Source organism: Pseudomonas arsenicoxydans, assembly GCF_900103875.1.
Classification (GTDB): domain Bacteria; phylum Pseudomonadota; class Gammaproteobacteria; order Pseudomonadales; family Pseudomonadaceae; genus Aquipseudomonas; species Aquipseudomonas arsenicoxydans.
On sequence record NZ_LT629705.1, the window covers coordinates 4,626,590 to 4,640,803 of the forward strand.

The 14,214-nt window shown below is 60.2% G+C and carries 12 protein-coding genes and 1 pseudogene; 6 read left to right on the plus strand and 7 right to left on the minus strand.

The features are described 5' to 3' along the window. Nucleotides 1-151: 151 nt before the first annotated feature. The 7 genes and pseudogenes from BLQ41_RS31230 to BLQ41_RS21690 all read right to left on the minus strand — a co-directional run. Nucleotides 152-1,261 (minus strand): annotated as a pseudogene (locus BLQ41_RS31230) (ABC transporter permease); the annotation flags it as partial. Further along, nucleotides 1,258-2,745: an efflux transporter outer membrane subunit gene (locus BLQ41_RS21665; RefSeq protein WP_090184091.1), complete on the minus strand. Its 1,488-nt coding sequence runs from the start codon at nucleotides 2,743-2,745 to the stop codon at nucleotides 1,258-1,260. The gene BLQ41_RS21665 and the pseudogene BLQ41_RS31230, both read right to left, overlap by 4 nt. Beyond that, nucleotides 2,745-3,635: an efflux RND transporter periplasmic adaptor subunit gene (locus BLQ41_RS21670; protein ID WP_090184094.1), complete on the minus strand. Its 891-nt coding sequence runs from the start codon at nucleotides 3,633-3,635 to the stop codon at nucleotides 2,745-2,747. The genes BLQ41_RS21665 and BLQ41_RS21670 overlap by 1 nt, the downstream gene beginning before the upstream one ends. After that, a complete protein-coding gene (locus tag BLQ41_RS21675) occupies nucleotides 3,632-4,351 on the minus strand; it encodes an ABC transporter ATP-binding protein (protein WP_090184097.1) in 720 nt (239 codons plus the stop codon). The genes BLQ41_RS21670 and BLQ41_RS21675 overlap by 4 nt, the downstream gene beginning before the upstream one ends. Before the next feature lie 35 nt (nucleotides 4,352-4,386). Continuing rightward, nucleotides 4,387-5,763: an MBL fold metallo-hydrolase RNA specificity domain-containing protein gene (locus BLQ41_RS21680; protein WP_090184100.1), complete on the minus strand. Its 1,377-nt coding sequence runs from the start codon at nucleotides 5,761-5,763 to the stop codon at nucleotides 4,387-4,389. A 98-nt stretch (nucleotides 5,764-5,861) separates the two neighbouring features. Then, complete coding sequence (locus BLQ41_RS21685; protein WP_090184103.1) at nucleotides 5,862-6,782, minus strand: universal stress protein; 921 nt, start codon at nucleotides 6,780-6,782, stop codon at nucleotides 5,862-5,864. Between the two features lie 74 nt (nucleotides 6,783-6,856). Next, nucleotides 6,857-7,102, minus strand: coding sequence for an Lpp/OprI family alanine-zipper lipoprotein (locus BLQ41_RS21690; protein ID WP_090184106.1), 246 nt, complete (start codon nucleotides 7,100-7,102; stop codon nucleotides 6,857-6,859). A gap of 294 nt (nucleotides 7,103-7,396) precedes the next feature. Between BLQ41_RS21690 and BLQ41_RS21695 the strand changes: the two genes are divergently transcribed. The 6 genes from BLQ41_RS21695 (at nucleotide 7,397) to BLQ41_RS21720 (ending at nucleotide 14,187) form a co-directional block, all read left to right on the plus strand. After that, nucleotides 7,397-7,963, plus strand: a complete 567-nt coding sequence (locus tag BLQ41_RS21695; protein ID WP_090184108.1) for a phosphoribosyltransferase family protein — start codon at nucleotides 7,397-7,399, stop codon at nucleotides 7,961-7,963. Between the two features lie 44 nt (nucleotides 7,964-8,007). Continuing rightward, nucleotides 8,008-8,976 carry a ribose-phosphate diphosphokinase gene (locus BLQ41_RS21700; protein WP_090184111.1) on the plus strand — a complete coding sequence of 323 codons (969 nt, stop codon included), beginning with the start codon at nucleotides 8,008-8,010 and terminating at the stop codon, nucleotides 8,974-8,976. A gap of 1 nt (nucleotide 8,977) precedes the next feature. Further along, nucleotides 8,978-9,817 carry a polysaccharide deacetylase family protein gene (locus BLQ41_RS21705; protein WP_090188731.1) on the plus strand — a complete coding sequence of 280 codons (840 nt, stop codon included), beginning with the start codon at nucleotides 8,978-8,980 and terminating at the stop codon, nucleotides 9,815-9,817. Then, entirely contained in the window at nucleotides 9,814-11,085 is a 1,272-nt protein-coding gene (locus BLQ41_RS21710; RefSeq protein ID WP_090184114.1) for a putative glycoside hydrolase, read from the plus strand. Before BLQ41_RS21705 ends, BLQ41_RS21710 begins: the two co-directional genes overlap by 4 nt. Before the next feature lie 41 nt (nucleotides 11,086-11,126). After that, entirely contained in the window at nucleotides 11,127-13,427 is a 2,301-nt protein-coding gene (locus BLQ41_RS21715; protein WP_231997051.1) for an exo-beta-N-acetylmuramidase NamZ domain-containing protein, read from the plus strand. Nucleotides 13,428-13,533: 106 nt separating this feature from the next. Continuing rightward, nucleotides 13,534-14,187, plus strand: coding sequence for a hydrolase (locus tag BLQ41_RS21720; protein WP_090184117.1), 654 nt, complete (start codon nucleotides 13,534-13,536; stop codon nucleotides 14,185-14,187). Nucleotides 14,188-14,214: the final 27 nt, after the last annotated feature.

Below are 14,214 nucleotides of genomic sequence, written 5' to 3' on the forward strand. Positions count from 1 at the left end.
CGCTGACGCACCCTGCCCCCGCCGGAACCCGGTCGGGGGCTTTGATTTTTTTGCAGGAATGACGCCGGCCGCCGGGTTCAATGGCGTCGCCGCCGAGCCATGTCTTCCGGCCCGCTCCTTTTCCCCTGAAAATGTCAAAAGGCTCGATTCGCAATACCTTGCGGATCCCCAGATAACTGGAAAACCCGGCGATCAGAAGCACCAGCCCGAACGCAAATCCTAGATTCCAGTAGGTCACGATAGCGGCGTAATTGGGCAGATATGTCCGCGCAAGGGCAATCATCAGTGTCACCAGGCCGATGCCTAATCCATAGCCGGTCATCGCCGTAAACATGGCCATGAACAGGATCATGTACACCAGCTCCCGGCTTTTGGCGCCGATAGCCTTGAGGGCGGCGAACTTGTCCAGGTTTTCCAGGATAAAACTGTAGAACGTCTGGCCGGAAATCGATAAACCGACCAGGAAACTGATGACGGTCATCATCAGAATGTTGGTGCCTACCCCGGTTTGATAGATGTAGTAATTGGCGATCCGCTGGTTGAATTCCGCCCTGGTCAGGGCGATGTAACCCAGCTGCGCCACTTGCTGCTTGATGGCCGCGACAGCTTGCTTGCCCCTGGGTTTGAGCAGGATATAAGACACCGTGAAGCGGGTCGTGGGAATGTATTCGATGGCTCGCCGGTAGGTGGTGTAAAGCGTCGGCACGCCGGTCAAACCGCCGACCAGGACCTTGGCAATGCCGACGATCGTGCCGCGATGATCGTTGAGTTCAAACGTGGTGCCTATCACGGGGTTGCCCAGTTTCGAAAATTCGGTGTCGTGAACCATGATGAATGCGTTTTCGGCGTAGATATCCTCGATCGCACCCTGCTCAAGCGCAGGGCGGCCAAACAGGCTCGTATCGTCCAGCCCGATCACACTGACAGCCTGGTAAGTGCCATTGGAAAGTCGAACCTGCGCGCTGCCTATGAAAATCGGCACGGCGTATTCAACTTGCTTCATGCTGCGCACCGCATCGAGCAGGTAGTCAGGCAAAGGAATAACCACGGTGGGCGTATTCACCGCCGGGTCGATGATCCACATCGGCGCCCCGATATTGGTCACTGTCGAGTGAGCCCTGTTGAGGATCCCGGCAAACATTGCGGTCATTTGCATCATCAGGAACACCGAAAAAGTGATGCCCACCAGTAACGCGGAAAACTTGGCGCGGTCATTGACCAGAAGTTTGTAACCGATGCGCAGGATTCCGGCGTACTTCATGGAGTCTGCCTGCTGCCGGCAGCGTCCGGACGGTTCCACCACCCACCGCCCAGCGCAACGAACAAGGCTACGGTGTCCTGATGACGCTGGGCCAAGGCTTGCAGGTAGGCAATGTTGACTTGATGCAGTTGCACATCAGCCACTAACAGATCCAGATAAGTCACCAGCCCCGAGCGGTAATTGGCTTGCAACAACCTCAAGGCCTCCTGAGCCGAGGCTTGTGCTTCGGCCTGTTTTTGCAGGGCCACGGCATCAAACTCCAGCGCCTTGAGTACATCAGCCACCTGAGCGAAGGACTCGAGCACCACTTGCCGGTAATTCGCCGAAGCTTGCTGATAAGCATCGATCGCGGCCTGGCGGCCAAACCACAGACGACCGCCCTGGAACAACGGAATGTCGACCGAGGGCCCGACACTCCAGAATCGCCCGGCACCGGCGAACAGTGAACCGGCGGAGGTTCCGGCCGTGCCATACGTTCCTGTCAGGCTGAAGCTGGGAAACATGGCCGCCGTGGCCACCCCGATATCGGCACTGGCCTGATGTAACTGTGCTTCGGCGGCGAGGATATCCGGCCGTCGACGGACCAATACCGAAGGCAGACTGACGGGTAAATCCCTTGGCAACGAGAGTTCCGCCAAGCGGATATCAGGCAGTGTCACCTGTGTCGGGACAACGCCTTCGAGCGTGGCCAGTAGATGTTCGGCCTGACTGATTTTTTGCTTCAGGGCCGGCAACTGGGCTTCGTTGGTGGAGATCAGGCTTTGCAGGCTCAGGACCGTGGAGTAAGGCACTGTTCCACTGCGCACCTGAACCTCAGTGGATTTAAGCTGCTCGCGCTGGAGTTCAATGAGTTGTTCCGTTGACTCGATCTGCGCCGCATAGGCCGCGCGGGCGATAGCCGTATTGACCACATTGGCCGTCAGGGTGAGGTAAGCCGCCGCCATCAACCAGGTCCGCTGATCGACCTGCGCTTGCAGGCCTTCGACGGTTCGCCGCTCGCCGCCGAAAATATCGAGGGTGTAGCTGACGGTGCCGCTCAAGGTCAGCAGATTGAATATAGAGCCTGTTGTCGTCTGCCCCTGCTGAGCAAGGGAGTTGCGCTGACGGCTCGCCGCAAAGCGCCCATCCAGTTGTGGGTAGAAAACCCCATGGCCCGCCATGAGTATGTCCTGGCTTTGGCGCAGGCTGGCCTCTGCCGCCTGCAACGTCATGTTGTGAGCGATCGCCTGCTGCACCAGGTCATCCAGTGACGGCGAGTGAAAAAAACGCCACCAATCCGGCGTGACCTCGCCGCCTGGGACAAAATGTTGCGACTGCCCCTGTGCCTCGACGGTGTTTGAAACTGGATCGCGCAGGTAGCCCTCTTGCCGAGGCACTGGAGGGCGCGAGAAGTCCGGCCCGACCGTGCAGGCACTGATCAGCAGTATCAGATTCAGGACCCGGCCCCAGTCCCTTACGTGGCGAAAACGGCCTGTGGTGTCCATTACTCTTTCTGACCTATGAAGACATCCACCAACTGCCCCGGATACACCATCGGCAGGTCTTTTTTCTCAAAGCGGAAAATCACCGCCAACACCCTCAGGTCGACTTTTTCCTGGCGCTGATTGGACAACTCGATTTTCGGCGAGACATAGGGTTGCACCCGCACGAACTCCAACGGCACTTTGATATCCGTGCCGTGGATCAGCATCTGTGCACGAATGCGTTCGGGGGGCGGTATACGTGCGATCAGAATTTCATCGACATAACAGCGCACGGCCAGATGATCCTGATTGGCACTCATGACCACCAGCGGGCTGAATGCCTGGGTGTAAACCTCGTATGCGCCTTGAGGTGAGACATAGCTGCCCACGGCGCTGTTGATAGCCAACACCACGCCGTCCGCCGGCGCCTTGATGGCGTACTGGGCCAATACCGCCGCGGATGCCTTGAGCGCGGCTTGCGCCTGGACCATCAAGTCTTTGGCGGTGTCGAGGGTGTCCTTGCTAATGGATTTGGGGTCGATGGCATAGGACGACAGCCGTTTGTTGTACTGATCCCTGGCAGTGGCCAGATTGGCTTGCGCCAACTCGAAATTGGCCCTGGGGACTGCGTCATCCAGGTTCACCAGCGGCGTGCCGCGGCTGACGGATTGCCCCTCGTGCACCAACACCTGAGTCACGGGGCCGGCAACTTGCGGGTAGATCACGATGTTACTGCCACCGGACTGCTCGCTTTCGATAATGCCGTTGGCGTAGATGGCCGTGTCAAAGGTACTGCTCGCTGGCGCGAAGGCTGGCGGCAATGTTTGTGGTGTGCGTCCGAACAGGTAGGCGGCGACTAAACCGCCCACTATGCCGAGTACCGCCAGCGCGAACAGTACGGGTTTTTTCACGGCAACGTCCGCTCGGGCTCGGTGATATGGCCGTCTTCCATGTAAATGATGCGATCAGCGTATTCATTGATCCGAGCATCGTGCGTGACGATCAGAATGCATCGCTGCTGATTGAGAATACGCGCCTTGACGAAGGCGATGATCATCTTCCCCGTATCGCCGTCGAGGGAGGCAGTGGGCTCATCCAGAATCAGGATCTGCGGCCTGCCGACGATCGCCCGAGCAATGGCAACGCGTTGCTGTTCACCACCGGACAGCTTGACCGGCAAAATATCCCCGCGATCCTTGAGGCCGACCACATCAAGACTTTCCCTGGCTTGAGCGATGGCATCATCCCAGTCGTGATGCTGGAGAATCAGCGGAATGGCGACATTCTCTGCAGCGGTTAACCGGGTAAAGAGGTGATAGTCCTGAAACACGAATCCGATGTTATTAAGGCGCAACTGCGCCAACTGATCGCTATCGAGACTCCAGATATCCTGACCATTAATCGTCACCGTCCCGGAATCCGGGCGCAAGATGCCGGAAATGATGCTTAACAGCGTCGTCTTGCCGCTGCCCGATGGACCGACGATAAACACCATTTCCCCGTACTGCGCGACCAGCGCCACCTCATCGATAGCCTTCATGCGCGCGCTCCCTTCGCCAAACCATTTGTTTAGCCCGCGCGAAACAATTGCTGGATGATCTGGGGGCGCGACCACGGCGTTGCTCATCATCTCTCCTGCCGTACAGACGAGTGCAAACGTCGTTACGGCAATGAATCGTTACGGGTGAGTTCGACGTTTTCGCGATACTCCGGCACCGACACCGACCAGCCCAATTCCACGCTGATACGTCGGCGCAGCACATCCGAGGCATTAGGCTCCCCATGCACGACGAAGGTGTGTTTTGGAGGTCGCTTGAAGCCGCGCAACCACTGCATGATTTCGTCGGCATCCGCATGGGCAGACAGGGTTTCCATCGGAACTACCTCAGCGCGGATCGGCACGTCCTTGCCATGGATACGCACCGAAGGCGCACCCGCGATAATGTGCGCGCCGCGGGTACCGCCGGCCTGAAACCCAGGAATCAGCAGGGTGTTGATCGGGTTGGGGGCCAGCGCCTTGAGGTGATGGATCACCCGTCCACCGGTGGCCATGCCGCTGGCGGCGATAATCACCGCAGGGGTGCGCTGCTGGTCCAGCTCGATAGACTCACGGGTCGTTCGCACGAAGTGCGCGACACTGCACATGCCTGCGCAATCCTTTGCTGACAATCGGTGGTCGCTGCTGAAGCGCTGGTACAACTGCGTGACGTCGGTGGCCATGGGGCTATTGAGGTAGATCGGCAGGTCAGGAATCGCATGTTGTTGCTTGAGCTGATACAGGTGGTACATCAGCAACTGGGCACGTCCTACCGCAAACGATGGCACCAGGGTAATACCATGACGCAGCGTGGTGCGCATGATGACGTCGGCCAACTGCGCTTGCGGCGATTCCTGCGGATGTTTACGGTCGCCATAGGTCGACTCAACCAGCAGATAATCCGCCTGTTCGACGGATTCCGGGGCGAACATCACCGGATCATCCGGACGCCCCAAGTCCCCGGAAAACAGCAGGGTGACGCCATCGGCGGTGACCTCTACCGTGGCGGCGCCGAGGATATGCCCGGCACCGCGTAACAGGATGGCAAAGTCAGGAAGAATGTCGACTCGGTGATGCAATTCCACCGGCCGCAACAGTTTCAGTGCTCGCTCGGCGTCTTTCTCGGTGTAAAGCGGCAATGCCGGTGCATGTTTGGAAAAGCCGTGCCGATTGGCGAACTCGGCTTCTTCTTCCTGCAGGCGTCCACTGTCCAATAGCAGGATTGCTACCAGTTCACAGGTGGCGGGCGTGGCGTAGACCGGTCCGCGATAGCCATTGCGTACCAACACCGGCAGGTAGCCGCTGTGATCCAGATGGGCATGGGTCAGCACGATGGCATCGAGGCTGGAAACCGGAAGCTGGAACGGGTCCCAGTTGTGCAGTCGCAATTGCTTATAGCCCTGAAACAAGCCGCAATCGATCAGCACATGTCGGTCACGGTGTTCCAGCAAATATTTGCTGCCTGTGACGGTGCCTGCGGCGCCGAGAAATGTCATTCGCATGGCCGTCTCCTGGATCGCTCGTGTAAACGTCATAGAACGCTCTTTACAGGCCGGCGGTCGTTGATATTTATCAAGCCCGGCCACGACGGAGCGCCGTTTCAGTCAAGCCACGGCAGCGGCTTGACGATTACCAGGCTGCACGGCGCCCGGTTCAACACACTTTCAGCAGTACTGCCGATGAACCGGTCGAGGCCACGGCGATACAGCGTGCCCAGCACCACCATGTCAAAGGCATTCTGCCGGACGAACTGATCGATGACCTTATAGGGGATACCAGACAGCAGATGCCGGTGTTGTTTCTCGACGCCAAAACGATCGGCAAGCACCTCGAAAGCTTCCTCCTGCGTGTCAATGACTGCGTCACGCAAACTGCCATGCAAGGTGGTCGTTGGCACGCTCGCGACCGAGTCCCCCATCACCGACCAACTGCTGACGTTGAGCAGGTGCAAGACGGCGCCACAGGAAGCCGCCAGCGTCGACGCCAGATCGAGTACCCGGTCGTTCAGCCCTTGGGTCAGATCCTCCAGGTGAGACAGATCGACGGCGGCAAGAACTTTCAATGGCTTGGGATTTCTGGCGTCGGTGACCAGGTGCAAGTGGGCCGGGCAATCGCGCAGTAGCCACCAGTCCAGAGGACGGTGGAATGCATGACCCAACGCATGCACACACTGAGTGTCCTTGATCACCAAGTCCGCGTGGAAATCATTCACGTACTCCAGCGTGTGGGCCAGGCTCGGTTTGGCCCAGACCACTTCAGTGGTCACCGGCAATCCGATACCTCGTTGAAACCGGGCCTGTTGCTCCAGCCAGTGACGATGCACTTGCAAATAACCTTCCCGCGCCTGGGCCATTGCATCGTGGTCCACCAGCCCGGCCAGCGCCAGCGCCTGGACATAATCGAACGCAACGATGTGCAATAACGCCCCCGTGGCGCAGGCCAGTGCATGTGCGCGATCAAACGCCGGGGTTCGGGTCATTTCCGAGGGAGCAATCAACAAAATCCGCTTGAGCTTCAACATCTCGTACCTCACCAAACATGCTTACCTGCGATGCGGCAACCCTGTGTTCCTGTCAGAGCTTGATGCTTGTTTCTTCATTTGCGTGTCGCCTTGTTGGCCGTGCGTCTGTTGGCCTCATCGGCAGTCTGTTGTGCCTTATGGGCCACTTCCGCAGCCAGTAACGCCCTCGTGTACGCCTCATCGGCTCGTACCCGTGCCATCGCTGCGTTGTTTTCAGCCGACTCCAAGCGTGCACTGATTTCCTGGGCGTACTTATCGCTGCACCCGGCAGTGGTTGCCAGGAGAATGCCGAGCCAGGCAACAGGCAAGCACTTATTCATGATGGACTCCTTGGTGGATACCGACCTGATCAGGTCGGTCAAACCAAGTATCCAAGGGGCATCAGCGGTGCCCTCTGATATTTATCAACAAACCACATGGGAACGATTTTCGATTTGATCACAATTGATCAATATCAATCGCGCCAGTGCCGACCGGTCTACATTGAACGAAAACGCATGCGCGAGTGGCGGCTCCCGGGAGGCCACTACTTGCTGGCGGGCCAAGGGGCATATCCCCCGCCTGCGGCCGTCCCCAGCAGCGCATAACCCATGATTAACGGACAGGAGAAAGCAATGACGACCCTACTGGCAAGTCAGCGGTTGCGCCTGTATGACAGCAATGAGCTCGATGATGTGCTGCAGGCGATGGCGCGCAAGGCCGCGACCTTACTGCCCCACACTCACGCGGTATTGATTGGCATCCAGCGCCGAGGCGAGCCTTTGGCTCAACGGTTGCGCCAATGCATTGCGCGTCAGACCGGTCAGCCGGAGTTCCCGCTTTTCCCGCTGCAGGTCAAGCGCTATGCCGACGACCTGCAAGTGCTGCATTCCTACACGCAATTGACCGAGAACCCGGGGCTGGGCAGGCTGGACATTGCCAACACCACTTTTCTGGTGGTCGATGATGTGCTTTTCGAGGGCCATTCGCTCCTGCGTACTTGCGCCTATCTGGCACAACTGGGGGCTCGTCGGGTCCACACCGCCGTGCTGGTCGACCGGCATACCTGTCAGCAGCCGATCCGGGCCGACATTGTCGGGGTGCATCTGCAAGTCGCCGCCGATGACATCGTCGAATGCAACGTGCCGCCCTTCGAGCGGGAGTTTTGCATTGAGGTGGTGCGGCATGGCGCCGCCCGCTGACGGTAGATGATGCGCACTTGGCAACGTCCTAAAAGGAGTCTTGCATGCTCACCCTGCCCCCGCTTCTTTTCGCCCTGCAAGGCAGCGAGCCGTATGCCGCCCGCGTTGCTCAGCGGCTTGGCTGTCCGTTGGCGCGCCATGAGGAGCGTGATTATGAAGACGGCGAGCATAAATGCCGCCCGCTGGATCCGGTGAACGGGCGCGAGGTCGTGGTGTTCCATGCCTTGTATGGAGATGGACGGCAGAGCGCTAACGACAAGCTGTGTCGTCTGCTGTTTTTCTGCGGCGCCCTCAAGGATGCCGGCGCTCGCCAGGTGCAGGTGGTGACGCCCTACCTCTGTTACGGGCGCAAGGACCGCCGCAGCCAGCCTCAGGACCCGACCATCACGCGCTACGTGGCAGCGTTTTTTGAAACCTGTGGCGTGGATCGCCTGATCACCCTGGAAGTGCACAATCCGGCCGCGTTCGATAACGCGTTTCGCCGGCCGGCGTGGAGTCTGCAGTGCGCGGAACTGTTCGCCGAGCATTTCGCCACGCATGTCGGCGACACTGAAGTGGTTGCCGTATCCCCGGACTCAGGGGGCACCAAGCGAGCCGAGCAATTTCGTCAGGCGCTGGAGCGACAGCTGGGACGTTCGGTTGGCAGTGCGGTAATGGAAAAACACCGTGCCCATACCACGCTGACGGGCACCCTCTTGATCGGCGATGTGCGCGGCAAGACCGCGATTATTTTCGACGACCTGATCAGCACGGGGGATACGCTCAAACACGCCGGCCTTGCCTGCCAGCAGGCCGGTGCCGGACGCTTGTTCGCCGCCGCCACTCATGGTTTGTTTACCACGGGCAGTCAAATGTTCGACTCGCCGATCTTTGAACACATCGCGATCACCGACACCGTGCCGCCGTTTCGTCTGCCCCCTGATTGTGTGACGCGCCACCTGCAGATACTCGACAGTACGGCCCTGACCGCCGCCTTCCTGCGGGAAAATGGTGCATTTGATCGCGGGTGCTGACATGTACAGGAACATCCTGCCGTGGATCGAAGGCCGCGTCGTGCCACGGCTTCTGCTGTGCGCCGCTTTACTGTGCGCCTGCGGATTTTCCTGGGGAGCAGCGCACCCCACCGAACCGCTTGTCACGATCCTCGTGTACCACCGCTTCTCGGACACCGCGGACGATTCGATGACGGTGCGCATGAGCACGTTCGACAGTCAGTTGGGTGTCTTGCGTTCGCATGGCTACCACTTCGTCACGCTGCGCGCGGTAGTCGACTGGCTGCGAAATCCTGATGCGACGTTACCGGACAAACCGGTCGCGATCACTGTCGATGACGGGCATCGTTCGGTATTCGACAAGCTGCTGCCGGTGATGCTGCGCGAGCATTTTCCCGTGACGCTGTTTGTCTATCCGTCGGCGATCTCCAATGCCGCCTATGCCTTGACCTGGGAGCAATTGCGAACGTTGAAGCAGACGGGCCTCGTCGAGATCCAGTCGCACACCTATTGGCATCCCAATTTCAAGATCGAGCGTCGGCGTCTTTCCCCGGCAGATTTTCGCCAGTTCGTTCACCTGCAACTGGACAAATCGCGGCGACGGATCGAATCGCAAACCGGAGGCACGGTCGACATGCTCGCCTGGCCGTTCGGCCTCTACGACGACGAGTTGATTACACTCGCCGCAGACGAAGGCTACATCGCGGCCTTTTCACTTGAGGCAAAAAAGGCTGACCGGCACGCGCGCCTGCTCGCCCTGCCGCGCTATCTGATGATCGACGCCTACGGTGCCAACACCTTCGCCCGTCTGCTTGGTGAACCGGACACCCGGCCGCTGCCAACCGTAGGGAGCACACGATGACCTTCATCCGTGCCTCGGGGCGCAAGGCGACTGCGACGTTGCTGCTCATGGCCGCCTTGCTGTGTGATCAGGCCTTGGCCGTCAGCGGCGTCGTACTGGACGCCAACACCCAAAAGCCGATTGCCGGCGCAACGGTCACGACCTCGGCCGCAGTCACGCAGACCGACGAACAGGGTCGGTTCGAAACCGCTTCCCCGGCCACAAGCATCGCGGCCAGAGCCCCGGGTTACCTGCGCACCGAGGCGACGCTGGTGGCGTGCGACGCGCCCTGCGTACTCACATTGACCCCGTTCCGCCCCAAAGCGGTCTATCTGTCGGTGTTCGGCGTGACCAGTACGCTGTTACGTGACAGGGCCGTCAGCCTGGCCGACAGCACTGACATCAACGCACTGGTCATCGACGTCAAGGGTGATCGCGGCTTGACGCCTTATCGCAGTGCTGCCCGCGAGGCGATCGGCGCAGCGGCCCACACAAGTCGCCCCGCACCTCAAGCACGAGACTTTCCCGGGTTACTGGCAAAGTTGCGTGCGCGACACCTGTACCTGATCGCACGCATCGTGGTGTTCAAGGACGATCCTCTCGCCGACGCGCACCCACAATGGAGCGTGCATGACGCGGACGACATGCCGTGGCGGGATCGTGAAAACCTGCAATGGATGGATCCGTTTTCACATGAGGTCTGGCAGCACAATCTTGATCTCGCCGAGGAGGCCGCGCGCATGGGTTTCGATGAAATCCAGTTCGACTATGTGCGCTTTCCCGACAAGGCCGGTCTACGTTTTGAGCTGCCCAACACCCGGGCCAACCGGACGGCGGCGATCGTCGGTTTCCTGAAGGAGGCGCGTCAACGGCTCGCGCCGTATAACGTTTTCATCTCCGCGGATATCTTCGGCTACGTCTGCTGGAATCTGGACGACACCGCCATCGGCCAGCAAATCGAATTGCTCGGCGCGGCACTCGACTACATTTCCCCGATGTTGTACCCCTCCAGCTTCACCTGGGGGCTGCCGGGCCTTACCAACCCGACCGAGGATCCCGCTCAGATCGTCAGGCGTTCCCTGGCGGAGGCGAAGCGCCGAACAAAGCTGCCCGGTGTACGGTTTCGTCCGTGGTTGCAGGCTTTTCGCGACTATGCGTTCGATCATCGGCCGTTTGACGAGGCGGCGATCAAGGCTCAGGTTGACGCCGCCGACGCGGCCGGTACTGATGGATGGATGTTATGGAACCCACGCAATCACTACGAAGCCGCCGATCTGCCGCATCGTTGATCGGACCACTTGAACGCTGGGCACTGTGGCTCGGCTTGGCAATGTTCGCCCAGCTTGCCATCGCCATCGATCTGGATGCGCCGACGCGCCTGCAAGCTGCGCAGATGGTTGTAGCGCAGATCACCGCCGCACGCATGCCGGGCGCCGTTGTGGTGATCGGCGATGCCACGCACGTGTTTTATCGCCAAGCCTTCGGCCAACGGATGACCACGCCCTCCCCCGAACCGATGACGCTAAACACCGAGTTCGATCTTGCATCGCTCACCAAGGTCATCGCCACCACCACGGCGATCATGCAACTGGCCGAAGCCCGCCGTATCGACCTGGATGCACCGGTTGCCCGCTATTGGCCAGCCTTTGCTTCGGGTGGCAAAGCGGCGGTGACGGTGCGCCAACTGCTGGCGCACACCTCGGGACTACGCCCCGGCTTGCCTGCGCGGCCCCTGTCGGGCGAGCGCAAAGGCGTATTGAGCGCCATCGCGGCGCAGCCTCTGCTTGACGAACCCGGTGCGCGGGTCATCTACAGTGACCTGAATTTCGTGGTCCTCGGGGAATTGGTCGAACGCATCACCCACCTTTCACTTGATGCCTATTGCCGGACGCACATTTTTGCACCGCTCGGCATGCGTGACACGCTCTTTGTGCCAGACGCTGGGCGAGTGCCGCGCAGTGCGCCGACCCTCGCCAACAAGGCCGGCCTGCTGCGCGGGCGTGTGCACGACCCATTGGCTCAGTGGATGCAGGGCGTCTCCGGGAATGCAGGGCTGTTTTCAACCGCGGATGACCTGTCACGCTTCGCGCAAATGCTACTCAATGATGGCCGCGCCGGCACCGCGCAGATACTGAGGCCCGCCAGTATCGCCGCGCTGGCGGCTGCGTCCTCGCCGTTCACAAGCGTACCCTGGCGCGGACTTGGCTGGGAGCTGAGTGCACCGTTGGTGCCCAACCATGACCGCCTCCCGCCCATTGGCGTCATCGGCCATACGGGTTACACCGGCACGGGTCTGTGGATCGACCTGGTCACACGCCAATTCATCGTCATATTGACCAATCGTGTGTACCCGGACGATCGTGGCGACGCCCGACCGCTTCGTGCTCAGTTGCTCGCGTTGCTGGCCAGTCACGGAGCGCCAGCGAGCGCCATGCAGATCGGCCAGGCGCTGCCGTCAGCGATGCCTGCGCTCCTGGCCGCCAAGCGTCTGCCCACCTCCACTGGACCGGTTCAAACCGGCATCGACGTGCTCGAGGCGCAACAGTTTGCCCCGCTCGCCGGAAAGCGCGTCGGGCTGATCACCAACCGCAGCGGCTTCGATGCTGCAGGCCGGCGCACCATCGACGTACTTGCCCATGCGCCAGCCGTCAGGCTGGTCTCACTGTTCTCGCCTGAACACGGGCTCGACAGCGATGTGGACGAACGGGTCGGCGACACACGCGACACGGCAACGGGACTGGTCGTGCACAGTCTTTACGGCGCAAAGCAGCGATTCCCGGCCGGGTCACTGCAAGGACTCGATGCGCTGATCTTCGACATCCAGGATGCCGGCGTACGCTTCTTTACCTATGAAACAACACTCGGCTACGCCCTTGAGGCGGCCGCGGCGAATAACATTCCGTTGTTTGTGCTGGACCGGCCCGATCCACTCGGCGCGCAGCGCTTTGGCGGCCCCATGCTGGACAGTCAGCGCGAATCGTTTACCGGCTATTTCCCCGCGCCCTTGCAACCGGGCATGACCGTCGGTGAGCTGGCGAGCCTTTTCAATCGCTACAAGCACCTCGGGGCGGATCTGCGCGTGGTGCCGATGCAAGGCTACCGGCGCGACATGACCTTTACCGACACCGGACTCGGCTGGGTGCCGCTGTCGCCGAACCTGCGCACGCTGGCCCAACTCGACCTGTACCCGGATGTCGGCTTGCTGGAAGGTGCGAATGTGAGCGTGGGGCGCGGAACGCCGCACCCGTTCGAGTGGCTCGGGGCACCGTGGATCGATGCAACGCGGTTGGCAGGCGCGCTGAATGCGCTGCAGGCTGGCGCGCATTTCGAGCCGATCGATTTCGTCCCCTCCGAATCGACCTGGCAAGGTCAACTGTGTCATGGCGTCAGCATCGTTCGTGACCAGAGCGCTGATCGACGCCCCGTCGCCAGTTTGGGACTGTCATTGCTCGTCAACTTGCATGCGCTGTATCCCACTCAATTCAATCTTGTGGCAACCCGCGGTTCGATCGGCTCGACATCGGTGTGGCAAGCCATCCGCGACGGCGCTGCGCCGCAGGCCGCACAAGCCTTAGATGCCGCGGCAATGGCGCACTTCGCACGGTTGCGGCAAGAGAGCCTGCACTATTGAGCGCGTGTGCTGGCCCGGATTTGCCAAAAACACAGCACACCGATTCAATCCCGCCGTTTGAATTTACGTAACCATGGCCTCCTCATTCACCCGTAAGGACATCGTCATGGCTATCGCAAAAGCTGTTCCTGGCAAAACCCTGCTGACCCCGACTGACCACACCCTGATCATGATCGATCACCAGTCGCAGATGTCGTTTGCGACCAAGTCGATCGACGCCGTTACCCTGCGCAACAACGCCGCGCTCGTGGCCAAGGCTGCCCGTGGCTTCAAGGTTTCGACCATCCTCACCACCGTTGCGGAAAAGAGCTTTTCCGGCCCGATCTTCGATGAAATCAAGTCGGTGTTCCCGGAACACAACGTTATCGACCGTACCAGCATGAACACCTGGGAAGACGAACGCATCGCCGTCGAAGTCAACAAGTTCGGCAAACAGAAGATCGTCCTGGCCGGTCTTTGGACGTCCGTGTGCATCGTCGGCCCGGCACTGTCGGCCATCGACCAAGGGTTTGAGGTGTACGTGATTGCCGATGCTTGCGGCGACGTCAGCACCGAAGCCCATGAAATGGCCATGCAGCGCATGATCCAGCTTGGCGCCCGCCCGATGACCTCGCTGCAATACCTGCTCGAACTGCAGCGCGACTGGGCACGTACCGAAACCTACGACGAAACCGTGAAAACCTCGATCGCCAACGGTGGCTCGTACGGTCTGGGCCTGATCTACGCCAAAACCATGTTCGGCGCCTCCGAAGGCCACTAAGCGGTTTCATACAAAGCCAGCGGCTGC